The 26,224-nt window shown below is 72.9% G+C and carries 12 protein-coding genes; 2 read left to right on the forward strand and 10 right to left on the reverse strand.

The window, feature by feature from the left end:
- Positions 1-12: 12 nt before the first annotated feature.
- From BLU84_RS15665 to BLU84_RS27935, 6 genes are all read right to left on the reverse strand, one after another.
- A complete protein-coding gene (locus tag BLU84_RS15665; protein WP_074869233.1) occupies positions 13-657 on the reverse strand; it encodes a ferric reductase-like transmembrane domain-containing protein in 645 nt (214 codons plus the stop codon).
- Complete coding sequence (locus tag BLU84_RS15670) at positions 654-1,442, reverse strand: HvfC family RiPP maturation protein (RefSeq protein ID WP_074869236.1); 789 nt, start codon at positions 1,440-1,442, stop codon at positions 654-656. The genes BLU84_RS15665 and BLU84_RS15670 overlap by 4 nt, the downstream gene beginning before the upstream one ends.
- Positions 1,435-2,292, reverse strand: coding sequence for an HvfB family MNIO-type RiPP peptide maturase (locus BLU84_RS15675; protein WP_074869239.1), 858 nt, complete (start codon positions 2,290-2,292; stop codon positions 1,435-1,437). The genes BLU84_RS15670 and BLU84_RS15675 overlap by 8 nt, the downstream gene beginning before the upstream one ends.
- Positions 2,293-2,391: 99 nt before the next feature.
- Positions 2,392-2,814 carry an EF-hand domain-containing protein gene (locus tag BLU84_RS15680; protein WP_074869242.1) on the reverse strand — a complete coding sequence of 141 codons (423 nt, stop codon included), beginning with the start codon at positions 2,812-2,814 and terminating at the stop codon, positions 2,392-2,394.
- A gap of 119 nt (positions 2,815-2,933) precedes the next feature.
- Positions 2,934-3,635, reverse strand: coding sequence for an HvfX family Cu-binding RiPP maturation protein (locus BLU84_RS15685; protein WP_074869247.1), 702 nt, complete (start codon positions 3,633-3,635; stop codon positions 2,934-2,936).
- A 187-nt stretch (positions 3,636-3,822) separates the two neighbouring features.
- On the reverse strand, positions 3,823-4,209 hold the full coding sequence (locus tag BLU84_RS27935) for a winged helix-turn-helix transcriptional regulator (RefSeq protein ID WP_074869250.1): 387 nt from the start codon (positions 4,207-4,209) through the stop codon (positions 3,823-3,825).
- 123 nt (positions 4,210-4,332) lie between these two features.
- Between BLU84_RS27935 and BLU84_RS15695 the strand changes: the two genes are divergently transcribed.
- Positions 4,333-4,935 (forward strand): FMN-dependent NADH-azoreductase, encoded by a 603-nt coding sequence (locus BLU84_RS15695; RefSeq protein WP_074869252.1) that lies wholly within the window; start codon positions 4,333-4,335, stop codon positions 4,933-4,935.
- A gap of 15 nt (positions 4,936-4,950) precedes the next feature.
- Here the strand turns inward: BLU84_RS15695 and BLU84_RS15700 are convergent, their stop codons facing one another.
- The gene (locus BLU84_RS15700) at positions 4,951-5,574 is read right to left on the reverse strand and encodes a LysE family transporter (RefSeq protein ID WP_074869257.1); all 624 of its coding nucleotides are present in this window, start codon (positions 5,572-5,574) and stop codon (positions 4,951-4,953) included.
- A 65-nt stretch (positions 5,575-5,639) separates the two neighbouring features.
- Here BLU84_RS15700 and BLU84_RS15705 point away from each other — a divergent pair, with 65 nt between their 5' ends.
- Positions 5,640-6,569: a LysR substrate-binding domain-containing protein gene (locus BLU84_RS15705; protein WP_074869260.1), complete on the forward strand. Its 930-nt coding sequence runs from the start codon at positions 5,640-5,642 to the stop codon at positions 6,567-6,569.
- 24 nt (positions 6,570-6,593) lie between these two features.
- Here BLU84_RS15705 and BLU84_RS15710 read toward each other — a convergent pair whose 3' ends face one another.
- From BLU84_RS15710 to BLU84_RS15720, 3 genes are read right to left on the reverse strand one after another with little or no spacing between them, the layout of a single operon-like run.
- Positions 6,594-11,213 carry a non-ribosomal peptide synthetase gene (locus BLU84_RS15710; protein ID WP_074869263.1) on the reverse strand — a complete coding sequence of 1,540 codons (4,620 nt, stop codon included), beginning with the start codon at positions 11,211-11,213 and terminating at the stop codon, positions 6,594-6,596.
- Positions 11,210-16,303 carry a non-ribosomal peptide synthetase gene (locus BLU84_RS15715; protein WP_074869267.1) on the reverse strand — a complete coding sequence of 1,698 codons (5,094 nt, stop codon included), beginning with the start codon at positions 16,301-16,303 and terminating at the stop codon, positions 11,210-11,212. Before BLU84_RS15715 ends, BLU84_RS15710 begins: the two co-directional genes overlap by 4 nt.
- Before the next feature lie 36 nt (positions 16,304-16,339).
- Entirely contained in the window at positions 16,340-25,822 is a 9,483-nt protein-coding gene (locus tag BLU84_RS15720; RefSeq protein ID WP_083382681.1) for a non-ribosomal peptide synthetase, read from the reverse strand.
- Positions 25,823-26,224 lie beyond the last annotated feature (402 nt).

Genomic DNA, 26,224 nt, shown 5'->3' on the forward strand with positions numbered 1-26,224 from the left:
GGACGGGACGATTCAGTACAGGCGCGGCGCGACCGCCGCGGTGGTCGCCGCGCGGCGGCGTTTCTGGCTCAACGCGAGCTTGCCGACCAGCCGCACCGCCACCGCCGCGATCAGCAGCGCGAACGGCAAGGCGTAGGTCGGGTTCATAGGTATGCGCTTGAAGTAGGACAGCGCGAACACCACGGCCAGCACCCACATGCCGCTGGTGTGCAGGCGCTTCCAGGCGCTAGCGCTCATGCGCCGCGCGACCGGCTTGAACGAAGTGATCGTCATCGCCAGCAAGAACAGGTAGCCGATGCTGCCGGGCAGGTTGGCCAGGCCGGTACGGCCGGGCCAGAACTCCGGCGCGAGCCGGCCGTAGGCGTAGATCACGACGGCGTGGACCAGGTGCGAGAACGCGAAGCCCAGACCGATGTAGCGCCGCTCGCGCAGCAATGCGGAACTGGTCGGGCCCGGCAGCAACGTGGCCAGGGCAGAAGCGGTGAAGGCCAGCAGGAACAGGGCGAAGGAACTGCGCGCGGTCGCGCGCACGGCGCTGTGCACGCCTTCGACCAGATCGGCTTGCGAGGCGATGCTCAGGCCGGTCATGGCCAGCACGGCGACGGCGATCAGGCTCCACAGCGGCCAGCCGCTGAAGTACGGGCGGGGAGGGTTCATTGGCAGCTCCTGGCGGCGCAGGGTGGGGAGAGGTCGGAATCGTCGGCAGCGATGCCGAGCACGACGCCCTGCGCGCGCCACGCCTCCAGCGCGGCGCGGCCTTCGGCGAACAAGGCCTCGGCGGGCGCGCCGGCTTCGGCGGCGAGCGCGCGCAGGTGGTCGGCGCCGCTGCGGTGGTGCGTGCGCAGCGAATCGAGCAGGCGATACGACAGCGGCGCCAGTTGCGCGAAGCGCACATCGCCGTCGCGGTCGCGGTGCACCAGCAGCAGGGTCGGGGGCTCCGGCGCGCTGAGAGGCCGGACCTCGGGGCCGATCTCGTGCACCGGCCAGCGATAGGCCAGCGGCCACGCCCACGGCGCCAGCAGCGGCACGCCTTCGAGCAGATCGCCGTCGGCGTGGTGCGCGGGCGCGGCGTCGTCGCAGGCCAGCAGCGCGGCCTCGGCCCACTCGTAATGCGCCAGCTCGGCCAGCCACGGCGCGCCGGGCACCGCGCTGGCGTCAGCATGCAGGAACTCGACGAACTCGCCGCCGACCTGCGGGAACAGCGGTGTGGCGCAGCGGTGCGCGGCGAAGAAGCGCCGCACCAAAGCGCGCCACGCCTCGTCGCCCAGCGTCGCGCGCAGCACCGGGAAACCGCCGGCGAGCAGGCCGTCGATCGAGCCGATCAACAGCTCGCGATAGATCCGCAGACGCCGCTCCTCGATGCCCGGCGGCGGCGCGTGGCGCTCCGGATCGCGCAGGTGCCGGGTCAAGGCGAACTGCTGGTGGCGCAGGCGCTCAGACATGGGCTGCCTCCGCACGCTCTGGCGCGCTTTCGGCGGCGGCTTGCAGCGCGCGGATACGTTCGACCTCGGCCAGCAGTTCGCTCAGCGGTGGAAAGCCGAAGTCGCGTTCCAGCAAGGTCGGGCGCACGCCGAACCGCGCGTAAGCCTCGGCCAGCAGCTGCCACGCTTCGTCGCGCACCGGCGCGCCGTGGGTGTCGATCTTCAATCCGCTGGCGTCGTCGTAATGGCCGGCGACATGCAGCGAGGCGATGCGCGCGGCCGGCAGTCGCGCCAGGAAGGCGCGCGCGTCGTAGCCGTGGTTGTGGGCGTTGACCTGCAAGTTGTTGACGTCCAGCAGCAGGTCGCAATCGGCTTCGGCCAGCACCGCCAGGATGAAATCGATCTCGGCCAGCGCCTGGTGCGGCGCGGCGTAGTAGGACACGTTCTCCACCGCGATGCGCCGGCCCAGCGCGTCCTGGGCCTGGCGGATGCGCGCGGCGACGTGGCCCACGGCTTCGTCGGTGAACGGAATCGGCAGCAGGTCGTAGAGATGGCCGTCGTCGCTGCAATAGCTCAGGTGTTCGCTATACAGCGCGATGTTGTGGCGATCGAGGAAGTCGCGGGTGCGGCGCAGCAGGTCGACGTCCAGCGGCGCGCTGCCGCCCAGCGACAGCGACAGGCCATGGCAAGTCAGCGGAAAGCGCGCGGCCAGCTGCGCCAACGCCGCGCCGGCGCGGCCGCCGACGCCGATCCAGTTGTCGGGCGCGCATTCGAGGAAGTCGACGGCGCCGTCGTCCATCGCCGCGAGCTGCGGGAGCAGCGCGCGGCGCAGGCCGAGGCCGGCGCGGATCGGGACGGGGGTTGCGGTCATGGGAACTCTCGCGTGCGTGGCAGTGGCGGGCAAGAAGCCCCTTCCCGTGGGGGAGGGAAGGGGCTGTGGATCAGGCGGTGCGCTGTGGTCGGTCGCGGCTCAGCGCTTGCCGCCGCACTTGCCCTCGCCGCACTTGCCTTCGCCGACGGACTTGCCGGCGGCCTTGCGCGCGGCCTTCACCGACTCCAGCGCTTCGGGCAGCGAGATGGAGCCGTCGCGGTTCTTGTCGATGGTGTCGAACTCGGCGGCGCGATCCGGTGCACGGGCGACGAACTCCTCGCGCGAGACCTTGCCGTCGTGGTTGGCATCGGTCTTGGCGAAGCTCTCTTCGCCGCACTTGCCCTCGCCGCATTTGCCTTCGGCGGCCTTGGCGGCATGGCCGGCGGAGACGAGATAGCCCTGGGCCAGCGGCTGCGAAGCGAAGGCCTGGCCGGCCAGCAGCAGGCCGCCGCCGAGGGCGACGCCGAGCAGGCCGAGGGTGCGGGCGGCGTTGTTGCGACGAGCGTGGGTGTTGTGCGACATGGTGGTTCTCCAGAAGGTGCGGACGAGCCGCGGGAAAGCGCGCCGCGATGGCGGCGCGGAAACGAACGGGGACGGAGCAGGGGAGGGAAACGGGACGAGCGCTTTGGCGCGCGTCGGCCTCAGCCGCGAACCGCGGCGGTGTTGCGCAGCGGCAGGGCGCGGCGCCATTGCGCCGTCAGCGCCAACGCGGCGGCCAGTGCGATCAACGCGGCGCCGAACCACGGCAACAGCAGCGCGGTGGGCAGGCCGAAGCCGAGCGCGATCAAGGCCCAGGTGCGGCGGTCGGCGGCGGCGTCAGCGACGGCGCCGCTGCGCGAGCCGAACGAACGCGCGATCAGGTGATCCAGGCTCAATCGCCCACCGCCGCCAAGCGCGAGCGGCAACAGCATCGCCAGATAGATCAGCGGCAGCTTGTAGTTGCCGTGGCCTTGGTCGCTGATCGCATAGCCCTGCCACAGTTCGGACAGACTCGACCATTGATCCGGCCAGTGCACCGCGTGGATTGCGACCACGGTCAGCACCCAGAGCGCGAATGCGGCGTAGCGCGTGCCCAGGCCGATCAGCAGGGCCAGTCCGCCGATCAGCTCCAGCCAGGTCGCGGCGAACCACGAGGCGTCGGCGCCGAGCAGCGAGAACGGCCAGGGGAACTTGTCGCCGAGTTCGGCGAACCAGTTCTCGCCGTTGAACTTCTCCAGGCCCGATTCGACGAATTCCCAAGCCAGCAGCGCGCGCAGCGCAGCCGGCGCGATCCAGGCGCCGGCCGAGTCGACGCGCGAGAACAGCGGGGTGGAGATGGCGGGAGAAACGCTGGAAGGCCGCATGATTCGCTCCTGGAGATGGCGCCCGGTGGGTGTGGCGCTATTTCGCAGTGGCGGGGTATCGGCAACGTGTCGGCGCGGCGGCGGTTTTGTCGCCTAATGTCGCGGTGCGGCGGGCGGATACATTGGGATACAAAGCGGGGCGGCGCGGCCGTCCGCGCTAGGCGCGTAGGCTCAGCGGCGGCCGGCCTCAGGCGGCCGCGTCGTCGGCGTCGTTGCCCGCACGCGCGGCCTGGCGCTGGCGCGACCAGACGAAGATCGCCTCGAACACCGGCCGCAGCCGCAGCGTGTCGTCGGTGATTTCGTACTCCACCCGCGGCGGAATTTCGGGATAGACCGTTCTGCGCACCATGCCGTCGCTTTCCAGCTCGCGCAGTTGCTGGGTCAGCATGTGCTGGGTGACGCCGGGAATCGCGCGTTTGAGCTCGTTAAAGCGGTGCATGCGCTGGCTCAGCAACCACAGGATTTCCAGCTTCCATTTGCCCGCGAACGCGCCGAACGCAGCGCGGATCTCCGCGTGGCTTTCCTCGACGCGGTCGGCGTGGGGGGCGCAGCTGTCGACAGTATGGTCGGGCATACCTAGTCCGGAAAATCATCCTTCTTGTGAGGATCACTATACGCCAATAGATTCCACGGCAAGCGAGAAACGCCTGGGTTTGCAGGGGTTTTCGCGGCCCTTTCCCTATCAGGCGACCCGTCCATGAATATTCTGCACATCGATTCGAGCATCCTCGAGGACCAGTCGGTCAGCCGCAAGCTGTCGGCGGCGATCGTGTCCCGGCTGCGCGCGCTGAGCCCCGGCGCAGGCGTGGTGTACCGCGATCTCAACCTCGATCCGCTTCCGCAATTGAACACCGCCAACGCCGCGGCGCTGAATCCGGCCGTGCCGGCCGACAGCATCGAGGTGCGCGCGCTCAACGTCGCGCTGGAACAGGTGTTGGCCGCCGACGCCATCGTCATCGGCGCACCGATGTACAACTTCAGCGTGCCCGCGCCGCTCAAGGCCTGGCTCGACGCGCTGGCGGTGCCGGGCAAGACCTTCAGCTACGGCGACGGCGGCGTGCGCGGATTGCTCGGCGAAAAGCGGGTGATCGTCGCTTCCAGCCGCGGCGGCGTGTACGCGCCGGAGTCGCCGATGGCGGCGCTGGATCACCACGAAAGCTATCTGCGCGCGTTCTTCGGTTTCCTCGGCGTGACCCGGCTGGAGTTCGTGCGCGCCGAGGGCGTGCGCCTGGGCGAGGACGAGGCCCAGCGCGCGGTGGCCGGCGCGCTGGAGCAGGTCGAACGGCTGCGCGCGGCCTGAGTGCGGGCGGCGGGCTCAGCGCCGCAGCGCCGAGCCCGCCAGCAGCGCGCCGAAGCCGATCAGCAGCGTGCCGAAGGCGCGGTCGATGCCGCGCCGCCAGCGCAGCAGCCGCGCGCGCACCGCGCCCTGCGAGAGCAGCAGCGCGACCAGGGCGAACCACAGCAAGTGCGCGCCGGAGACGAAGGCGCCGTAGCCGAGCTTGGTTTGCAACGGCGTGTCCGGGCCCACGACCTGCAGGAACAGGCTGACCACGAACACCGTGCACTTGGGATTGAGCGCATTGGTCAGAAAGCCGGTGCGCAGGGCGGCGAGGTCGCCGTTGCCGGCCGGGGGCGGCGCGGCCGGCAACGGCTCGTCGTCGTGGCGCGCGCGCAGCAGCTTGATTCCCAGCCACAGCAGGTACAGCGCGCCGAGCAGCTTGAGCGCGGCGTACAGCTGCAGCGATTCGCGGATCACCAGCCCGACCCCGAGCAAGGTGTAGCCCACATGCACCCACACGCCCAGGGCGATGCCCAGCGCGGTCAGCACGCCGGCGCGGCGCGATTGCAGCAGGCTGTTGCGCGAGACCATGGCGAAATCGGGCCCCGGGCTGATCACCGCCAGGCTGGTGATGGTGACTACGGCTAACAGTTCCTGCATGGTCGGTTCGGGCGTCGGCTCGGGTTTGCGGCTAAATTAGGCCCAGGCCAGCGGAGCGGCAAACGATGAATTCTCACGACGATGGTGAGCTGGGCTCACTACCGGCCTGGCGCGAACGCGCCGCGCTGCCGCCGCTGGGCGCGCTGCGCTGCTTCGAGGCGGCCGCGCGTCTGGGCAGCTTCACCCGCGCCGCGCGGGAGTTGCACCTCACCCACGGTGCGGTCAGCCGCGCGGTGCGCTCGATCGAGGACGCGCTCGGCGTGGCCTTGTTCGAACGCCGCAACCAGCGCGTCCACCTCACCGCCGCCGGCGCGCGCCTGCGCGATGCCGCCGCCGGCGCGTTCGAACTGCTGGCCGCGACCGTGCGCGAGTTGCGCGAGCCGCCGCGCAAGCCGGCGCTGGTGGTCTCGTGCGAGCCGACGCTGCTGATGCGCTGGCTGATTCCGCGCTTGCCGGCGTTCCAGGCCGCGCATCCGGGCATCGCGCTGCAATGGTCGGCCGGCGGCGGGCCGGTCGGATTCGGCGAGGTGGATCTGGCGATCCGCCGCAACGATTTCGCCTGGGGCCGCGACGTGCACGCGCAGCATCTGTTCGACGAGCGCGTCGGCCCGGTGTGCAGCCCGGCCTATCGCGCCGGCCATGTCGCCGGGGCTGGACGCAGCGCGCGCTTCGGCGCGGGCGTGTGCCTGTTGCACAGCGCGACCCGCGCCGGCGCCTGGAGCGAGTGGGCGCGCGCGGCGCGACGCAAGCGGCCCGCTGCGGCGATGGAGCAGACCTTCGAACACTTCTACTTCAGCCTGCAGGCCGCCGCGGCCGGCGTCGGCGTGGCGATCGGGCCGTGGCAGCTGGTGCGCGACGAGATCGAGTCCGGCGTGCTGGCCGCGCCGCTCGGGTTCGTCGCCGACGGCAGCGCGTACTACTTGTTGTCGCCGACGCCGGCGCGCGCCGGCTCGCCGGCGGCGCTGCTGGCGCAGTGGCTGCGCGCGCAGGCCTGAGCGCGCAGCCGTGGCCTGACGCGGTCAGCGCGCTCCGATCAGCGCGCGCCGGCGATGTTCGACATACGCACGCAGCAACGCGTCGTCCAGCGGCGGACAACGCTGCATGCCGATCAGCTCGGTCACCGCATTGCCGATACGCTCGTCCTCGAACACGCTGATCGTGTCGTTCCTGCCGCCGCTGTCGGCGAGCTCGGCGGCGAGGATCGCGGCGACGTCGGCCGTGGCCGGGTCGCGCGCGCACCGCGCCAGCCAGTCGCGATACTCCAGCCGCCGCACCGGCGCGCCGTCGCTGGCGGCGATGGCGTCGAGCAGCCGCTGCAAGGGGAACGAGTGCGGATGCAGCAGATTGAGGCTGCGCCCGTCCAGGCCGTCGCGCAGCGACAGTTCGACCAGGAACGCGCTCATCCAGTCCACCGGCAGCCAGTTCAGGGTGTCCTCGATGTCCGGCACGCAGCGGTGGCGCAGGCAGGCGTCGACGAACAGGCTCCAGGTGTCGCGGTCGTTGCCGGCGGCGGTGGCGCTGTCGCCGCTGATGTGGGTGGGGCGATACACCGCGAACGGCAGGCCGCGCGCGCCGCCGACGCGCAGCAGGCGTTCGGACACCCATTTGCTTTGCGCATAGCCGCTGCGCAGGTCTTGCCAGCGCTCGAACAGAGCTTCTTCGTCCAGGCCGGCGGCGGCGCGCGGATCGCGCGGCGGCAGCGCGGCGATGGTGGACACGTAATGCAGGCGGGTCGGCGCGCCGCGCGCGGCCAGCCGCAGCAGCTCGACGGTGCCGAGCACGTTGGCGGGCTTGAGCGTGCGGTAGGGATGCAGCGAGTGGACCCAGGCGCCGTTGTGGTAGATCGCGTCCAGGCGTTCGCCGAGCGCGTCGAACCGCGCCGGCGTCAGGCCCAGCGACGGCGCGGCGAGGTCGCCGGGTTCGATCTCGATGCGCTCGAAGTCGATCTGGTCGAAGCCGCAATCTTCGAGCAGGCCGAACCCGGCCAACGCATTGCGCAGGCGCAGGCGGCCCTGGCCGGCGTCGTCGCAGCGCAGCAGGCAGTGCACGCGCGCCGGCGTGCGCCGCAGCAGTTCGCGCAGCAGGTAGGCGCCGAGGAAACCGTTGGCGCCGGTCAGCAGCACGCGCTGCGGCGCGTTGTGCGGGCGCGCCGCACCGTGGCCGCGCACCTCGTCCGGCAGCCTCGCTTCGGCGGGCAGGTCGGGGCGTTCGCGCATCGTTGCGGGCGCGGCCGGCGTCAGCAGGCCGGCCATCTCGTGCAGCAGCGGATGCAGGAACACCTCGCTGACCGGCACCGGCGCGCCGGCGTGCCGGCCCAGTCGCGCGGCCAATCGCGCGGCCAGCAGCGAGTGGCCGCCGAGTTCGAAGAAGTGGTCCTGGCGGCCGATGCGCTCGTGCCCGAGCAGTTCGCGCCAGATCCGCGCCAGCTCGGTTTCCGCGCCGGGCCGCGGCGGCTCGTCGTCGCGCCGGGCCAGATCGCTGCCGTCCGGCGCCGGCAGCGCGGCGCGGTCGAGCTTGCCGTTCGGCGTCAGCGGCAGCTTGTTCACGGCGACGAAGGCCGAGGGCCGCATGTACTCGGGCAGCGCCGCGGCCGCCGCCGCACGCAGTTGCGCGGCGAGCCCGGCGTGCGGCTGCGAGGGATCGGCGGCGACGACGTAGGCGACCAGGCGCGTATCGCCGGGACGGTCTTCGCGCGCGATCACCGCGACTTCGGCCACGCCCGCCTGTTCGGCCAGGCGCGCTTCGATTTCGCCGGGCTCGACCCGGAACCCGCGGATCTTGACCTGGCGGTCGTTGCGGCCGAGGAACAGCAGGCTGCCGTCGTTGCGGTAGCGCGCCAGGTCGCCGGTGCGGTACATGCGCGGCGCGTGGTCGTCTGCGGCGCGCGTGTTGGCGAACGGGTCGGCATCGGCGAAAGGATCGGTCAGGAAGCGCTCGGCGCTGAGCCGCGGCTGCCCGCGGTAACCGTGCGCGACCGCGGCGCCGCCGACGTAGAGCTCGCCGGCCGCGCCCAGCGGCGCCGGCCGCAGGCGCGAATCGAGCAGATAGACGCGGGCGCCGTCGATCGGGCGACCGATCGGCGCCAGTTCCTCCCAGGTTTCCGGCGCGCCGGTCAGGGTGTGCGCGGTGGCGACGTGGGTTTCGGTCGGCCCGTAATGGTTGTGCAGGCGGCAATGCGGCAGGCGCGCGAACATGCGGCGGATCTGCGGGGTGATGCGCAGCGCCTCGCCGGCCACGGCGATGTCGCGCAGGTGCCGGTCGAGTTCGCGCGCCTGCGCCGGTTCGCAGTGGACGACGGCTTCGGCCAAGCCTTGCAGGGCGATGTAGGGCAGATGCAGGCGCTGCACGCGCTGTTCGCACAGATGCGCGAGCAGGGCGGGAAAGTCCAGGCGCAGCGGTGCGTCGGCCAGGACCAGCGCGCCGCCCTGGCCGAGGCAGCCGAAGATTTCCTGGAACGCCACGTCGAACCCGAGCGCGGCGTATTGCAGCGTGATCTGCCCCGGCGGCAGCGCGCGCGCCTGCCAGTGCAGCAGGTTGCGCAGGGGGCGGTGCGGCATCAGCACGCCCTTGGGCGTGCCGGTGGAGCCGGAGGTGTAGATCAGATAGGCCGGCGCGTCGGGGTCGTCGTCGTCGGGCGCGGGCGCGGCGTCGTCGCTTGGCGGCGCGCAGTCGGCGTGCGGATCGAGCGTCGGCGGCAGCGTCGCGCCGCAGCCGGCCAGCGCGTCGAGCCCGGTGGCGTCGGCCAGCAACAGCGTCGGCGCCGCGTCGGCGAGGATCTGGCCGAGGCGTTCGCGCGGGTAGTCCGGATCCAGCGGCAAATACGCGCCGCCGGCCTTGAGCGTGGCCAGCATTGCCGTCACCGGCGCGATGCCGCGCGCCAGGCATAGCGCGACGATGCCGCCGCGGTGCAATCCCGCCGCGCGCAGACGCGCCGCCAGCGCGTCTGCGCGGCGGTCGAGTTCGGCGTAGTCGAGCCGGTGTTCGCCGTGGATCAGCGCGATCGCCTCGGGTTTGGCGCGGGCCTGGCGTTCGAACGCGCGGTGCACGGCTTCGTGCGGCGAGGGTTGTGTCGGGTGCGGATCGCGAGCGTGTGGTTCTGTCTCGGGCGAGATCGGGCCCGGCGCGTCCTCGTCTCCGCCGCTGCGGTTGAACCCGCGCAACTGCAGCTCGCGTTCCGCCGCATCGGTCAGTTCGACCGCGTCCGGCGCGCAGCCGGCGTCGGCGATCATCGCCCGCAACATCGCGATCAGATAGCCGACATGGCGCTGCATGGTGTCGGCGTCGAACAGCGCGCGGCTGTAGTACAGCTCGCCGCCGATGCCGTCGCCGTCTTCGCGCAGGTGCAGCTCCAGGTCGAACTTGAGCGTGTCGCCGAGCAGTTGCGGCGGATCGGCGCGCACGCCGTCGAAAGCGAACGCCGGCGGCGCGTTGCTCTGCCAGGCCAGCAGCGCCTGGAACAGCGGCGTGGCGTCGAGCGTGCGCTGCGGCTGCAGGCGTTCGACCACGCGCTCGAACGGCAGCTCTTGACGGTCCTGCGCTTCCAGTGCGGCGTCGCGCGCGCTCTCCAGCAACGCGCCCAGGCTCGTCGCGCCGGCCACATCGATGCGCAGGGCCAGGGTGTTGACGAAGAAGCCGATCAGCGGTTGCAGCAGGGCGTGGCTACGGTTGGCGGCGGGGGTGCCGATCACTACTTCGTCCTGGCCGGACAGGCGCGTCAGCACCGCGGCCCAGGCCGCTAGCGTGGTCATGAACGCGCTGGCGCCGTGGGCGCGGCCGACGAGCTTGAGCGCGGCGGTCTCGTCCGCGCCGAACCGCACCGGCAGGCTCGCGGCGGCGAAGGACTGTTGCGGCGGCCGCGGCCGGTCGGTTGGCAGCTCCAGGCGCGGCGGCGCGCCGCTCAGGCGCCGGTGCCAATAATCGCTTTGCGCGTTCAGGCGCGCGCCGTCGCAAACGCGGCGCTGCCATGCCGCGTAATCGGGGTAGTGCAGTGCCAGCGGCGCCAGCGGGTCGGCGCGGCCGGCGGCGAAGGCGTTGTAGAGCGCGCTGAGCTCGCGCGCCAGCACATCCAGCGACCAGCCGTCGCAGGCGATGTGGTGCTGGGTCAGCAGCAGTTCGTGTTCGTCCTCGCCCAGGCGCAGCAGGCGCGCGCGCACCAGCGGACCGGCGGCGAGATCGAACGGTGCGTGCAGTTCCTCGGCGGCGATCCGCGCGCGCGCGGCCTGCGCATCGGCGCGGCCGCGCAGGTCGTGCTCGCGCAGCGGCAGGCCGTGTGCGGCCGGCAACAGCCGCGCCACCGGCTCGCCGTCGTGCGCGGGGAACACGCTGCGCAGGGCCTGATGGCGGGCGAACAGGCGATCGAGCGCGCGTGCGAGCGCGGCGCGGTCGAGCGCGCCGCGCAGGCGCACGGCCAGCGGCACGTGGTAGGTGGCGCTGACGCCTTCCAGCTGGGCCAGGAACCACAGCCGCTGCTGCGCCGAGGACAACGGCAGTTCGCCGTCGTCGGCGTGCGCGCGCGGCAGCAGCGGCGGTTCGGCGGCGGTCGCCGCGTCCTGGTCGAGATCGAGATCGCGGCGCAGATCGCGCAGGCGCTCGGTCTGGGCCGGGTCGAGTTTGCCGAGGATGGCTTTGATCGAGGTCACAGCGAATCTCCCGTGTCGTGTTCGCGCAGCGCGACCGCCAGCACCGCTTCGGCGAATCCGGCCAGGCGCGGGCGCCGGAACAGCAGCGACGGCGCCACTGCGACGTCGAGTTCGTCGCGCAGCCGCGCCAGCAGGCGCATCGCCAGCAGCGAGTGGCCGCCGAGTTCGAAGAAATCGTCGTCGCGGCCGACGGCGTCGGTCTGCAACAGTTCCTGCCACCACTGCGCGAGCACGAGTTCCAGTTCGCCGCGCGGCGGCGCGTAGGCGCGGCGGGCGAAATCGGCGTGGTCGGGTGGCGGCAGGGCGCGGCGGTCGAGCTTGCCGTTGGCGTTGAGCGGCAGCGCGTCCAGGCGCACGCAGGCGGCCGGCAGCATGTAGTCGGGCAGGCGCGAGGCCAGGTGCGCGCGCAGCGCGCCGGCCACCCCGTCGCTGTCGGCGTCGGTCACGACATAGGCGATCAGCCGTTTGCGGCCCGGCTCGTCTTCGCGCAGTGTCGCCACCGCTTCGCGCACGTCGGGGTGTTCGCGCAGGCGCGCTTCGATTTCGCCCAGTTCGATGCGGTAGCCGCGCAGCTTGACCTGGCCGTCGTCGCGGCCGAGAAACATCAGCTCGCCATCTTCGCGATAGCGCACCCGGTCGCCGCTGAGGTACATGCGCGCGCCCGGCGTCGGGTCGAACGGATCGGCGAAGAAGCGTTCGGCGCTGAGTTCGTCGCGGCCGAGATAGCCGCGAGCGACGCCGGCGCCGCCGAGGTAGAGCTCGCCCGGCGCGCCCAGCGGCAACGGCCGGCGCTGCGCGTCGAGCACGTAGGCGCGGGTGTTGGCCAACGGCCGGCCGATCGGCGCGGGCGCATCGCCGGGCCAATGCGGCGGTGGTTCCCAGGCGGTCGCCAGCACCGTGGTTTCGGTCGGCCCGTACACATGTACCGGCCGCGCGCCGCCGCGTTGCAATGCGCTCAACACGCCCGGGGGCACCGCTTCGCCGCCGACCAAGAACAGCGGCTTGGTCGCGAATTGGGGCAAGGCTTCGCGCCCTTGCAGGAACGCCGGCGGCATGTAGCTCAGGCCGATGCGCTCGCGCGCGATCCAGTCCAGGTAAGCGCCGGCGTCGGCGCGCTCCTCGGCGCCGGGAATGCACAGCGCGGCGCCGCGGCTCAGGCTCAGGCCGATTTCGATCAGGCTGGCGTCGAAGCTCAGCGACGCGAACTGGGCGATGCGGCTGTGCGCGTCGATGCCGAAGCGTTCGGCCTGGCTGTGGGCGAACTGGACCAGGTTGCGGTGTTCGATCATCGCGCCCTTGGGCTCGCCGGTGGAGCCGGAGGTGTAGACGATGTAGGCCAGATGCTGCGGGCCGACCTCGGCGCGCGCCGTCGACGCGGCGTCGCGCTCGTCGTTCGCGCGCTCCAGCGCCGCGCCGTCGAGCGCCAGGGCCGGCCAGTCCGAATCGAGGCCGGCCGCGGCCAGCGCGCGGCGTCCTTCGGCGTCGGCGAGCAGGCACACCGGCGCGGCGTCGGCGAGCACGCGCGCGCTGCGTTCGCGCACGTGGGCCGGATCCAGCGGCACGTAGGCGCCGCCGGCCTTCAACACCGCCAGGATCGCGACGATGGCGTCGAAACCGCGCTGCGCGCACAGCGCCACGCGCCGGTCGGGGCCGACGCCGGCGGCGATCAGGCGGGCGGCGAGGCGGTCGGCGGCGGCGTCGAGCGCGGCGTAGCTGAGCGTCGCGCCGGCGCATTCCAGCGCGGTGGCTTGCGGCGTGCGCCGCGCTTGTTGTTCGAACAGATGATGGAAGCAGGCGTCGCGCGGATAGTCGGCCTCGGTGCGGTTCCAGTCGTGCAATTGCAGCCGGCGTTCGTCGGCGTCGAGCAGGTCGATGCCGGCGACCGGGCCGGCGGCATCGGCGGCGAACGCGCGCAGCGCGGCGAGCAGGTAGCCGCGATGGCGTTGCATCGCCGCGGCATCGAACAGCGCGGTGGCGTAGCGCAAGCCGCCGACCAGGGCGTCGTCGCGTTCGCCCAGCTGCAATTCCAGATCGAATTGGGCGCCCGGCAAGTCCAGTTCCAGGATCTGCGCGTCCAGCCCGGGCAGAGGCGGCGCCGCGGCCGGTTCGCCCTGCCAGGCGAGCATGGCCTGGAACAGCGGCGTGCGGTCGGCGCGGCGCGGCGGACGCACGGCTTCGACCACGCGCTCGAACGGCAGCGCGTGGTCCTGGGCGTCGAGGGCGCAGCGGCGCGCGCGTTCGATCAGCGCGTCGGAGTCGGGATCGCCGGACAGGTCGATGCGCAGCGCCAGGGTGTCGACGAAAAAGCCGACGGCGCTTTCGCTGTCGGCCAGCCCGCGCTGCGCGTTAGGCGCGCCGATCACCAGATCGTCCTGGCCGGACAGGCGCGACAGCACCGTCGCCCACGCCGCCAGCACCAGCGCGAACACGCTGGTGCCGGCGCGGCGCGCGCGCCGGCGCAGCGCCTGACTGAGTTCGGCGTCGACGTGCAGCGGCAGCATCGCGCCGGCGAAGTCCTGCTGCGGCGGTCGCGGCGCGTGCGTCGGCAGCTCGAGCAGCGTGGGTGCGCCGCTCAGGGTGCGGCGCCAGTAGTCCAGCGCTTCGGAGTCCTCGTCATGGCGGCGTTGCTGCCAGGCGGCGTAATCGGGGAACTGCCAGGGCAGCGGCGATAGCGGATCGGGCGCACCGGCGGCGAAGGCGGCGTAGAGCGCGCCGAGGTCGCGCAGCAGCGGCGGCAGCGATTCGCCGTCGGCGACCAAATGATGCAGCGTCAGCAGCAGATGGAATTCGTCGGCACCGGTGCGCGCCAGCCACGCGCGCGCCGGCGCTTCGCGTTCCAGGTCGAAGGCACGACACGCCTGTTCTTGCAGCGCGTCGCGCAGGGCCGCGTCCGGATCGGCGGACGCGCCGAGGTCGAGCGCGCTTTCGCTCCACGCGAACGGCGTACCGGCGGGCAGCGGTTGCAAGCGCGGTTCGCCGTCGAGGGCGACGAAGCGCGTGCGCAGGCCGACATGGCGCGCGCTCAAGGCGTCGAGCGCGCGCCGCAGTGTGGCGATGTCGAGCGCGCCACGCAGGCGCAGCAGAACGGGGATGTGGTATGCGGCGCCGAGGTCTTCGAACTGGCTCAGGAACCACAGTCGGCGTTGGGTCGAAGACAAGGCGCCGGCGGCGTCGCCTTCGCCGGCGCGCGGTGGCTCGCTCGCGGCAGAGGCGTCGGCGCGCAGGGCGTCGAGCGCGGCGGCCTGCGCGGCCAGGGTCGGATGGTTCCAGATCGCGCTGACCGGCAGCTCCACCCGCCATTGCCGCCGCAGCGCGCCGAGCAGGCGTGCCGCGCTCAGCGAATGCCCGCCGAGGGCGAAGAAATCGTCGTCGCGGCCGATGCGTTGGCGGCCGAGCAGCGCCTGCCACTGCTGCGCGAGTTCGGTTTCGGTGCCGGGTAGGGGCGAGCGGTAATCGCGCTGGGCGTAGGCGGCCGCGTCGGGCGTCGGCAACGCAGCGCGGTCGAGCTTGCCGTGGGTGCTGCGCGGCAGCGCGGCGAGCGCGACGATCGCCGCCGGGCGCAGCGGTTCGGGCAGGCGCTGGCGCAAGTGTTCGCGCAAGGCGGCGGCGAAATCCGCCGCGTCGCCGCCGTCGCCGGCCACCGGCGCAGCGTAGGCGATCAGTTCCAGCGCGCCGTCCGCGCCGGTGCGGGCGACGACGGCGGCCTCGCGTACGCGCGGATGTTCGGCGAGTTGCGCGGCGACTTCGTCGGGTTCGACCCGATGGCCGCGGATCTTGACCTGATCGTCGTCGCGGCCGAGGAACTCCAGTTCGCCGCCGGGCAGGCGCCGGGCGCGGTCGCCGCTGCGGTACATACGCGCACCGGCGGCGAAGGGATCGGTCTGGAAGCGTTGCGCGCTGAGTTCGGCCCGATGCAGGTAGCCGCGCGCCGGCGCGGCGCCGCCGATCCACAGTTCGCCGGCGTCGCCGTCGGCGACCGGCTCGCCTTGCGCGTCGAGCAGATACAGGCGCGCGCCGTCGATGGCGCGGCCGATCGGCACATGCGCCGGCGCCGCGGCCACGTCGCGCGCGGCCAGCACGTGCGCGGCGACCACGTGGGTTTCGGTCGGGCCGTAGTGGTTGTGCAGGCGGCAGTCGGGCAGGCGGGCGAACATCGCCCGGATCGGCTCGGTCAGGCGCAGTTGCTCGCCGGCCACGACGACGTCGGCCAGCTGCGCGCGCAAGGCCGAAAACGTCGTTTCGTCGGCCCCGGCCAGTGCGTCGGCGAGCGCGCTCAGCGCCAGGCACGGCAGGTGCAGGCGCTGGATGCGCCGCTGCGCCAGCGCGCGCGCGAGCGCGGCGAAGTCGCGGCGCAGCTCCGGTTCGGCGACGACCAGGGTCGAGCCGCCGCACAGCGCGCCGAAGATTTCCTGGAACGCCACATCGAAGCCGAGCGCGGCGAACTGCAGCACGCGCTGGCCGGCGCGGAACTGGCCGCGTTGCCAGCGCAGCAGGTTGAGCAGCGGCGCGTGCGGCATCGCCACGCCCTTGGGGCGGCCGGTCGAGCCGGAGGTGTAGATCACATAGGCCAGCCGCTGCGGATCGTCGCTGGGGTCGCAGGCCGCGGCGGGCGCGGGGCCGGGCCGGTGGCAGTCGTCGAGGTCGATGTCGCGGCCGTCGCCAGTGTCCGCCGCCAGTCCCAGCGCAAGGCGGCCGGCAGCGTCGCATAGCCGCGCCGCGGGCGCGGCGTCGTCCAGCAGCAGCTCCAGGCGCGCGCGCGGGTAGTCCGGATCCAGCGGCAGATACGCGGCGCCGGCCTTGAGCGCGGCGAGCATCGCCACCACCGGGGCGATGCCGCGCTCGGCGCAGACGGCGACGCGGTCGTCGGCGCCGACGCCCAGGCGCCGCAGCCGCTGCGCCAGCCGGTCGGCGCAGGCGTCGAGTTCGGCGTAGCTCCAGCGGCGTTCGCCGTGTTCGAGCGCGATCGCCTGCGGCGTGCGCTGCGCTTGCAGACGGAACAGCGCATCGACGCCGGCAGCGCCGTCGTCGTCGCGGTCGTCGTTGCCGGCGTGCGTCGCGCTTGCCGGCGTATTCGTACGGATATCGTCCATGGCCTCGTTACGATCGATGTGGGGAAGGGCGGCGGCTCAATCGCGATGGCGGTACAGCCACTGCGCGCAGCGGCGCAGGTGTTCGCGGTCGAGGGTGGGGAAACGCGTCGGATCCAGCTGTTCGGCGATGGCGTTGGAGATAACGACGTCCTCGTCGTCGTGGCTGCCGTCGTCGGGCGTCAGTTCGGGCGGCAGGATCGAAGCGATCGCCGCGGTCGCCGGATCGGCCGCGCATTCGCGCAGCCACTGCGGGTAAGGGCGCTTGGCCGCGGCCATGCCGGGCTGCTGCAGTGCGCAGTCGATCCAGTCGGCCAGGCGATAGCCGCGCGGGTCGGCGAGGTTGAAGCTGCGGCCGTTGCAATCGTCGCGCAGCGACAGCTCGACGATCGCCGCGGCCATGCGGTCCACCGCCAGCGAGTTCATGCGCAGGTCGATGTCGGGCGCGCTGCCCAGGCGATAGCAGGCCTGCACGAACAGGCTCCAGGCGTCGCTGGCGTTGCAGGCGCCGTCGCGGCCGGCGCCGGCGATGTGGGTGGGGCGGTAGACGGTGAACGGCAGCGCGCGTTCGCCGCCGGCGCGCAGCAGGCGTTCGGCCACCCACTTGCTGCGCGCGTAGCCGCTGCCGAGCGCGCGCCAGCAGCGCGCCAGCGCTTCTTCGTCCGCGGCCGGCGCGCCGAGCGCGCGCGCCTGCGACGGCGCGGGCAGGGTGCTGAGGGTCGAGACGTAGTGCACGTGCTTGCGCCGGGTGTGCGCGGCCAGACGCATCACTTCCACGGTGCCTTCGACGTTCGCCGGCTTGAGCGCGGCGTAGCCGTGCAGCGAGTTGACCCAGGCGCCGTTGTGGTAGATCGCGTCGATGCGTTCGGCCAAGGCGGCGAACGCGGCTTCGCTCAAGCCCAGGCGCGGCTGGGCCAGATCGCCGGGCACGATGATCACGCGCGCCGGATCGGCGATGCCGGCCAGGCCGAGCGCAGCCAGTGCGGCTTCGAGCCGGCGCCGGCCGTCGGCCTCGTCGGCGCAGCGGACCAGACAGTGCACGCGCGCGTCGGTGCCTTGCAGCAGCGCCTGCAGCAGGAACGCGCCGAGAAAACCGGTGGCGCCGGTCAACAGCAGTTCGCGGCAGTGAGCAGGCGCCGTGGCGGGCGGTAAACCGGCGCCGTCGATGGATGCGTCGAGCTCGGCTTCGGCGCCCAGGTTGGGGCCGTCGTTTTGCGCGGACGGGGCACGTTGCAGCAGCGCAGCCATGCGGTCCAGACGCGAATGCGCGAACAGTTCGCGCACCTGCACCGGCGCGTCGAATTCGTCGCGCAGCCGTGCGGCCAACTGCACTGCACGCAGCGAGTGGCCGCCGAGTTCGAAGAAATCGTCGTGGCGGCCGACCCGGTCCACGCCCAGCAGTTCTTGCCACAGCGCGGCCAGGCGCCGTTCGGCGCCGGGATGCGGCGGCTGGTAAGCGGCATGGGCGAAATCGCCGCCGCCGGGCGCGGGCAGCGCGCGCCGGTCGAGCTTGCCGTGCGCGGTCAGCGGCAGCGCGTCCATGCGCACGAACGCGGCCGGGCGCATGTAATCGGGCAGGCGTTCGGCCAGGAACGCGCGCAGCGTGGCGGCGAGCGCGTCTTCGTCGCCGGCGTCGGCGACCACATAGGCGGCGAGGTACGGCTCGCCGGCGCGGTCCTCGCGCGCGATCACCGCGCAGTCGCGCACCGTCGGATGCTCGCCCAGGCGCGCCTGGATCTCGCCCGGTTCGATGCGGAAGCCGCGCAGCTTGATCTGCTCGTCGTTGCGGCCGACGAACAGCAGTTCGCCGTCGGGCAGGTAACGCACCAGATCGCCGCTGCGGTACATGCGCGCGCCCGGCTTCGGGTCGAAGGGATCGTCGAGGAAGCGTTCGGCGGTGAGGTCGGGGCGGCCGAAATAGCCGCGGGCGACGCCGTCGCCGCCGATGTACAGCTCGCCGACCGCGCCGGTCGGCACCGGCTGGCGCTGCGCGTCGAGCAGGTACAGGCGCACGTTGGCCAGCGGCCGGCCGATCGGCAGCGGCGCTTCGGGATGGCGCGCGAAGTCGCGCGGTGCGGTCCAGGCGCTGGCGCAGACGGTGGCTTCGGTCGGGCCGTAGGCGTTGACCACGCGCGCGTGCGCCGACAGTGCGCGCATCAGCGCCGGGTTCGGCGCTTCGCCGCCGAACAGCAAGGTCGGGCGGTGCTCGAAGCGCGGCACGGCCTGGCCTTGCAGCAGCGCCGGTGGCAGGGTCGCGTGAGTGATGCGGTGGCGCTCGATGAAGTCCATCGCCGTCGCGGCCGAGGCGCGATCGGCCGGTTCCGGCAGGTACAGCGCGCCGCCGCGCACGAACGCCATCAACAGGTCGAACACGCTGGCATCGAAGCCGATCGAACCGAATTGCAGCACCCGGCTGCGCCGGCTCACGCCGAAGCGGCGCACCTGCGCGGCGGCCAGATGCATCGCGTTGCGGTGTTCGACCATTACGCCCTTAGGGGCGCCGGTGGAGCCGGAGGTGTAGATCAGATAGGCCAGGTCCGCGGCCTCGCGGCCGGGCACCTGCGGCGTGTGCGCGGGTTGTTGCTGCCACAGCGTCGCGTCGTCGAGATCCAGGCGCGGCGGCGCGGCCGAGTCTTCGGCTGCGTCGAGCGCATCGAGCGCGGCGCGGCCGGAGGCGTCGCACAGCGCCAGCGCCGGCGCGGCGTCGGCGAGGATGCGGCCGAGCCGCGCCGAAGGATAGGCCGGATCGAACGGCAGATAGACCGCGCCGGCCTTGAGGATGGCGAGCACGCCGGCGATGAAGCCGAAGCCGCGCTGCGCGCCGAGCGCGACCCGGTCGCCGCGGCCGATGCCGCGCGCGATCAGCGCGTGGGCGAGGCGATTGGCGCGGGCATCGAGTTCGGCATAGCTCAGGCTCGACTCGCCGTGGACCACCGCGTCGGCGTGCGGCGTGCGCGCGGCCTGGCGGGCGAAGGCGACATCGAGCAGGCCGTCGCGGTCGTAATCGGTTTGGTCGCGGTTGCGCTGGTGCAGCAGTTCCTCGCGCTCGCGCGGTGGCAGCAGCGGCCACTGCGCCAGCGGGCGGGCGTCTTCGGCCGCGAACGCGCGCAGCGCCGCCAGCAGATAATCGCGATGGCGCTCGATGGTGGCGGCGTCGAACAGCGCCGATGCGTAGTTGAGCCCGCCTTCGATCAGGCCGTCGCGTTCGCCCAGCACCAGTTCCAGGTCGAACTTGGCCCAGCGCAGGCGCAGCGGTTCGCCGCGTACCTCCAGGCCGGGCAGGCGCGGCAGCGCATCCTCATCGCTCTGCCAGGCGAACATGGCCTGGAACAGCGGCGCGCGATCGAGCCGCGGCGGCAGGCGCAGCGCTTCGACCACCTGTTCGAACGGCAAGTCCTGGTGCGCCTGCGCGTCGAGCGTGGCCGCGCGCACGCGCGCCAGCAGCGCGGCCGCGTCGGGCGCGCCGGACAGGTCGATGCGCAGCGCCAGAGTGTTGACGAAGAAACCGATCAGCGCCTGGGTCTCGTGGCGGTTGCGGCCGGCGGTGGCGGCGCCGACGACGATGTCGTCCTGCCCCGACACCCGTGCCAGCACCGCGCTCCACGCCGCCAGCACGGTCATGAACAAGGTCGCGCCGAAGCGCTGGCCGCAGCGCTTGAGCGCGGCGCTGAGCGCGGCGTCCAGGTGCAGCGGCACGAAACCGGCGTCGAAGGATTGCTGCGGCGGGCGCGGCCGGTCGGCCGGCAGTTCCAGCAGCGCCGGCGCATCGGCCAAGGTCGCGCGCCAGTAGTCGGCCTGGGCGCGCAGGCGCGCGTCGTCGGGGTGGCGGCGCTGCCAGACCGCGTAGTCGGGGTATTGCAGCGGCAGCGGCGGCAGCGGATCGGCGTGGCCTGCGGCGAACGCGGCGTACAGCGCGCTGAGCTCGTCCATCAGCACGCCCAGCGACCAGCCGTCGGCGACGATGTGGTGCAGCACCAGCAACAGCACGTGCTCGTCGCCACCGAGGCGGAACAGGCGCGCGCGCAGCAGCGGCCCGCGTTCCAGGTCGAACGGCGCGTCCACCTCGCGGTCCATGCGCGCGCGCAGGTGCGCCTGCGCGTCGTCGCCGCGCAGATCGCATTCGGCCCAGTCGATGCCGCTGGCGGGATCGAGCAGGCGCGCCCGGGCGTTGCCGGCGCGTTCGTAGAATACGCTGCGCAGCGCTTCGTGGCGGGCGACGATGCGCTCCAGCGCGCGCCGCAGCGCGGCCGGGTCGAGCGCGCCGCGCAGGCGCAGCGCCAGCGGAATGTGGTAGTTGGCGCTGACGCTGTAGAACTGCGAGAGAAACCACAGGCGTTGCTGCGACAGCGACAGCGGCAGCGCGCTGTCGTCGATGGCATTTGGGTCGCGCGGCCCGATTGCGGCGAAGGCGGCGCGGTTGGTGTCGCGTGCGGCGAGCGCGTCGATGGCCGCGGCGAGGTCGGCCAGGCGCGGCCGCGCGAACAGCTCGGCCAGCGGCAGCTCGACCGCGAACGCGCGCGCGATCCGGCTCAGCAGCCGAACCGCGATCAGCGAATGGCCGCCGAGTTCGAAGAAGTGGTCGCCGCGGCCGACCCGGGCCACCGCCAGCAGTTCCTGCCACAGCTGCGCCAGCGCGGTTTCGGTGGCGCCGCGCGGCGCTTCGAACCGGGCGTGGGCGAATGCGTGCGCGTCCGGCGCGGGCAGGGCGCGGGTGTCGAGTTTGCCGTTGGGCGTGACCGGCAGCGCGGCGACGGCGACGAAGGCCGCGGGCAGCATGTAGTCGGGCAGGCGCGCGGCCAGATGCGCGCGCAGCGCGCCGGCCCATTCGCTGTGGGCGTCGGCATCGGCGTCGATAGGGGCGTCGTCGCCGTGCGCCGGCACCGCGTAGGCGACCAGTGCGGTCGCGCCATCGGGGCGTTCGCGCGCGATCACCGCGCATTCGCGCACCTGCGGATGTTCGGCCAGGCGCGCTTCGATCTCGCCCGGCTCGATGCGGAAGCCGCGGATCTTGATCTGCTGGTCGTTGCGGCCGAGGAACTCCAGCCGACCGTCGGCGCGGAAACGGGCGAGGTCGCCGGTGCGGTACATGCGCGCAGCGCCGCCGGCGAAGGGATCGGCGAGGAAACGCTCGGCTTCCAGCGCGGGCCGGCCCAGGTAGCCGCGAGCGACGCAGGCGCCGGCCAGATACAGCTCACCGGCCGCGCCGCGCGGCACCGGCTGGCCGTGGCGGTCGAGCAGATAGACGCGGCTGCCCGAGATCGGCCGGCCGATCGGTGCGTGATCGGGCTCGGCGTCGAGATCGGGGCCGAGCGCGCAGGCGACCGCGACGTGGGTTTCGGTCGGGCCGTAGTGGTTGTGCAGGCGGCAATCGGGCAGGCGCCGCAGCATCCGCCGCAGCGGCGCGGTCAGGCGCAGTTGTTCGCCGGCGACGACGATCTCGCGCAGGTGCGCGCGCAGCCCGGCCAGCGCCGCGTCGTCGCAGTCCTGCACCGCTTCGGCCAGGCTTTGCGCGGCGATGTACGGCAAGTGCAGGCGGTCGACCGCGTGCGCGGCCAGCAACGCCGGCAGCGCGGCGATGTCCAGGCGCTGGCGCGCATCGATCATGACCAGGGCCGCGCCGCTGCACAGCGCGCCGAAGATTTCCTGGAACGCCACGTCGAAGCCGATCGCGGCGAACTGCAGCACCCGCTGCGCCGGCGCCAGCGCCTGGCGCTGCCAGTGCAGCAGCTGCGCCAGCGGCGCGTGCGGCATCGCCACGCCCTTGGGCGCGCCGGTGGAGCCGGAGGTGTAGATGACGTAGGCGAGGTGATCGGGGTGCGGCTCGGCGGGCGACGCGTGTTGCGTGTCGTCGCCATCGCCATCGTCGTCCGGATCCAGCACCGCTACGCCATCGGGCAGCGCCGCGGCCAGCGCATCGCGTCCGGCCGCGTCGGCCAGCACCGCGACCGGCGCCGCGTCGGCGAGGATCTGGACCAGACGCTCGCGCGGATGGTCCAGGTCCAACGGCACATAGGCGGCGCCGGCCTTGAGCGCGGCCAGCGCGCCGACCGCCACGCCGAAACCGCGCTGCGCGCACAGGCCGATGCGCGCGTCGGCGCTGGCGCCGCAAGCGCGCAGGCGCCGCGCCAGGCGGTCGGCGCGGGCGTCGAGTTCGGCGTAGTCCATGCGCCGGTCGCCGTGGATCAGCGCGGTCGCGTGCGGCGTCGCGCGGGCCTGGCGTTCGAACAGGCGATGCACGCAGTGCGGCGCGGCCGGCTGCGCTTCGGGTTCGCCGCGGCCGAGTTCGTCGAGCAGATGCGCCCGCTGCGCGGCATCGACCAGGGCGATGCGCGTGGCCGCGTGCTGCGGCTGCGCGCACATCGCGTCCAGCGCTGCGTGCAGGCAGCCGAGTTGGCGTTCGATGGTGGCGGCCTCGAACAGTTCGCTGGCGTAGCCCAGCTCGCCGACCAGTTCGCCGTCCTGCTCGCGCACATGCAGCTCCAGCTCGAAGCGCACCGCCGCGAACGGCTGGCTGGCGCGCACCTCCAGGCCGGGCAGGTCGAAGCGGCCGGTTTCGTTGCTCTGCCAGGCCAGCAGCGCCTGGAACAGCGGCGTGCGGTCGGCGCGGCGTTCGGGCTGGGCGAGTTCGACCACTTGTTCGAACGGCAGGTCCTGGTGCGCCTGCGCGCCGAGCGCGGCGGCGCGCACGCGCTGCAGCAGCTGCGCGGTGTCGGGCTCGTCGGCGAGGTTCACGCGCAGGGCCAGGGTGTTGACGAAGAAGCCGAGCAGGGGCTCGATCTCGGCGCGCTCGCGATTGGCCGAGGGCGTGCCGATCACCACTTCGTCCTGTCCGGACAGGCGCGCCAACACCACCGCCCAGGCCGCGGCCACGGCCATGAACAGGCTGCAGCCGTGGGCGCGGCACAGCTGCTGCAAGCGCTGCACGCGCGCGGCGTCCACGCGCAGCGGCAGCGCGCCGGCCGCGTGCGACGGCCGCGGCGGGCGCGGACGGTCGCTCGGCAAGGTCAACAAGCCGGATGCGCCGGCCAGCGTTTCGCGCCAGTACGCGGCCTGCGGCGCCAGCCGCTCGCCGTGCAGCCAGCGCCGCTCCCAGGCGGCGTAATCGGGGTATTGCACGCGCAGCGGCGGCAGCGGATCGGGCGCGCCGGCGCGTTGCGCGGCGTACAGCGCGCCGAGCTCGCGGCCGAGCAGATGCAGCGACCAGCCGTCGCAGACGATGTGGTGCTGGACCAGCATCAACACGTGGCGGCGCTCGCCGGTGCGGATCAGGCGCGCGCGGATCAACGGCCCGGCGGCCAGATCGAACGGCGTGCGCGCGTCGATCTCGCACAGCTCGCGCAAGCGCGCCGCGGCGTCGCCGGCGCCGCGCAGATCGTGCTCGGCCAGCGCCAGGCCGGCCGCGGCCGGCAATAGCCGCGCCTGCACGTCGCCGTCGACCGAGTCGAACACCGTGCGCAGCGCCTCGTGGCGCGCGAACACCGCGTCCAGGGCGCGGCCCAGCGCGGCGCGGTCGAGCTCGCCGTCCAGCTCCAGGCGCAGCGGCATGTTGTAGCTCACCGCGTCCGGGTCGAGCCGGTGCAGGAACCACAAGCGCTGCTGCGCGTGCGAGACCGCGAGCGCGCCGTCGCGTGGCGCCGGTTCGACCGGCGGCAGCGGCGGCTGCGCGTCTTCGGCGCGCGCGCTTTGCCGCGCGATCTCCTGCGCCAATGCGGCGAGGGTGGGGTGATCGAACAAAGCCTGCATCGGCAGGTCCACGCCGCTGCGTTCGCGCAGGCGCACGCGCAACCGCGCGCCGGTCAGCGAATGGCCGCCGAGGGCGAAGAAATCGTCGTCGCGGCCGATGCGTTCGATGCCGAGCAGTTCGCGCCACAGCTGCGCCAGCGTGGTTTCGTCCTCGCCCTGCGGCGGCCGGTAGTCGGCGTGGGCGCGGTCGGCGTCGCTGGGCGCCGGCAGCGCGGCGCGGTCGAGCTTGCCGTTGCCGGTCAGCGGCAGCGTCGGCACGGCCACGAACGCGGCCGGCAGCATGTAGCCGGGCAGGCGTTGCGCGAGGAAGGCGCGCAGCGTCACCGGTCCGGCTGCGCCGGCGTAGTAGGCGACCAGGCTCGGTTCGCCAGAGGCGTCTGCGCGCGCCACCACCGCGCATTCGCGCAACTGCGGATGCTCGCTCAGGCGCGCCTGGATCTCGCCCAGCTCGATGCGGTAGCCGCGCAGCTTGATCTGATCGTCGTTGCGGCCGAGGAACAGCAGCGAGCCGTCGATGAGTTCGCGCGCCAGATCGCCGGTGCGGTACATGCGCGCGCCGGCTTCGCCGGCGAACGGATCGGCAAGAAAGCGTTCCGCACTCAGTTCCGGCCGGCCCAAGTAACCGCGCGCCACGCCGTCGCCGCCGACGTGGATCTCGCCGGTTTCGCCGCGCGGCACCGGTCGGCCGTCGGCGTCGAGCAGGTACACGCGCACGCCGGCGAGCGCGCGGCCGATCGGTACCGGCGCGTCGGCGAGTGCGTCCGCTTCGGTTTCGATATCGGGCGCGATCCATTGGGTCGCGCACACGGTGATTTCGGTCGGGCCGTAAGCGTTGACCACGGTCGCCTGCGCGCTCAGTTCGCGCACCAGCGCGGGGCTGGGCGCTTCGCCGCCGAGGATCAGCACCGGGCGGCGGGCGAAGCGCAGCGCGCGGCCCTGTACGAACGCCGGCGGCAGCAAGGCATGGGTGAGGCGTTCGCGTTCGAACCATTGGTTGAACGCCTCGGCGCTGGCGCGCTGCGCGGAGGTGGCCAGATGCAGTTGCGCGCCGTGAGCCAATGCCATCGCCAGTTCCAGCACGCTGGCGTCGAAGCCCGGCGATGCGAACTGGGCGATGCGGCTGTCGGCGTCGATGCGCAGCCGCGTCAGTTCGGTCGCGCACAGATGCGCCAGGTTGCGGCGTTCGATCATCACGCCCTTGGGCGCGCCGGTGGAGCCGGAGGTGTAAATCACGTAGGCCAGGTGCTGCGGGCGCGACGCGTTCGCTTGCGGATCGCGCGCGGTCCAGGCGCGCTCATCGTCGCACACCGAATCGGCGAGCGGATCGAATACGCGCAGCGGCGCCAGCGCCTGCGCGCCGAGCGCGGCGCGGCCGGCGGCGTCGCACAGCGCGATCGTCGGTGCGGCATCGGCCAGCATCGCGGCCAGCCGCGTCGAAGCATGCTCGGGATCGAACGGCACGTAGGCCGCGCCGGCCTTGAGCGTGGCCAACACTGCGACCGGCAGGGCGAAGCCGCGTTGCGCGCACAGCGCGACCAGCCGGTCGGGGCCGGCGCCGGCTTCGATGAGCGTCTGCGCGAGCCGGTTGGCACGCGCGTTGAGTTCGCCGTAGCGCATGCGTTGGCCGTCGTGGACCAGCGCGATCGCATCGGGCCGCCGCTGCGCATGGCGTTCGAATCGCTGCTGCAGATCGTTCGCGGCGTCGTCGCGCGCGTCGCTAAGTTGCGGCGCGAGCGACGGTGCAGGGTTCAACGGGGAAGCGGATTCGAGTCGGGACATGGGCGCAGCGGGCTCCGGAGACGTCGACAGGCGAGGCCGCCCGACGGCGACCGGGTCGCGGTGCGACAGTCCGGTGGCAACGTCGCGACGGGCGACTCGTGAACGGGGATCGAGACGGGCGCGAAGACGATCGGTTCGCGACCGGGCTGGGGCGGCGCGACTGCCGCGGAAACATCGGGCATCCGTTCGCGTTGAAATGAACGTGATCGAATTCCGTTTCCGCGGTCGCCGGCGCCGTTCATCGCGTGCCTGTGGGCGGCCGCGCCGGCGCAGTCTGGCAACGAATGCAAGGCTTCCGAAGTGAGGGTTGTCATGGCCAGTCAGCTTGGCGCGGGCGCATCCCACGGGCTGAGAACGCAGATGCGCTCGCGACGATTGCGTGCGCGGTCACGCTTTGCGCAT

It is taken from the genome of Lysobacter enzymogenes (assembly GCF_900106525.1).
Classification (GTDB): Bacteria; Pseudomonadota; Gammaproteobacteria; order Xanthomonadales; family Xanthomonadaceae; genus Lysobacter; species Lysobacter enzymogenes.

Coding starts and splice junctions, on each gene's coding strand:
- BLU84_RS15665 (WP_074869233.1), bottom strand. CDS start 657: ATGAACCCTCCCCGCCCGTACTTCAGCGGCTGGCCGCTGTGGAGCCTG.
- BLU84_RS15670 (WP_074869236.1), bottom strand. CDS start 1,442: ATGTCTGAGCGCCTGCGCCACCAGCAGTTCGCCTTGACCCGGCACCTG.
- BLU84_RS15675 (WP_074869239.1), bottom strand. CDS start 2,292: ATGACCGCAACCCCCGTCCCGATCCGCGCCGGCCTCGGCCTGCGCCGC.
- BLU84_RS15680 (WP_074869242.1), bottom strand. CDS start 2,814: ATGTCGCACAACACCCACGCTCGTCGCAACAACGCCGCCCGCACCCTC.
- BLU84_RS15685 (WP_074869247.1), bottom strand. CDS start 3,635: ATGCGGCCTTCCAGCGTTTCTCCCGCCATCTCCACCCCGCTGTTCTCG.
- BLU84_RS27935 (WP_074869250.1), bottom strand. CDS start 4,209: ATGCCCGACCATACTGTCGACAGCTGCGCCCCCCACGCCGACCGCGTC.
- BLU84_RS15695 (WP_074869252.1), top strand. CDS start 4,333: ATGAATATTCTGCACATCGATTCGAGCATCCTCGAGGACCAGTCGGTC.
- BLU84_RS15700 (WP_074869257.1), bottom strand. CDS start 5,574: ATGCAGGAACTGTTAGCCGTAGTCACCATCACCAGCCTGGCGGTGATC.
- BLU84_RS15705 (WP_074869260.1), top strand. CDS start 5,640: ATGAATTCTCACGACGATGGTGAGCTGGGCTCACTACCGGCCTGGCGC.
- BLU84_RS15715 (WP_074869267.1), bottom strand. CDS start 16,303: ATGGACGATATCCGTACGAATACGCCGGCAAGCGCGACGCACGCCGGC.
- BLU84_RS15720 (WP_083382681.1), bottom strand. CDS start 25,822: ATGTCCCGACTCGAATCCGCTTCCCCGTTGAACCCTGCACCGTCGCTC.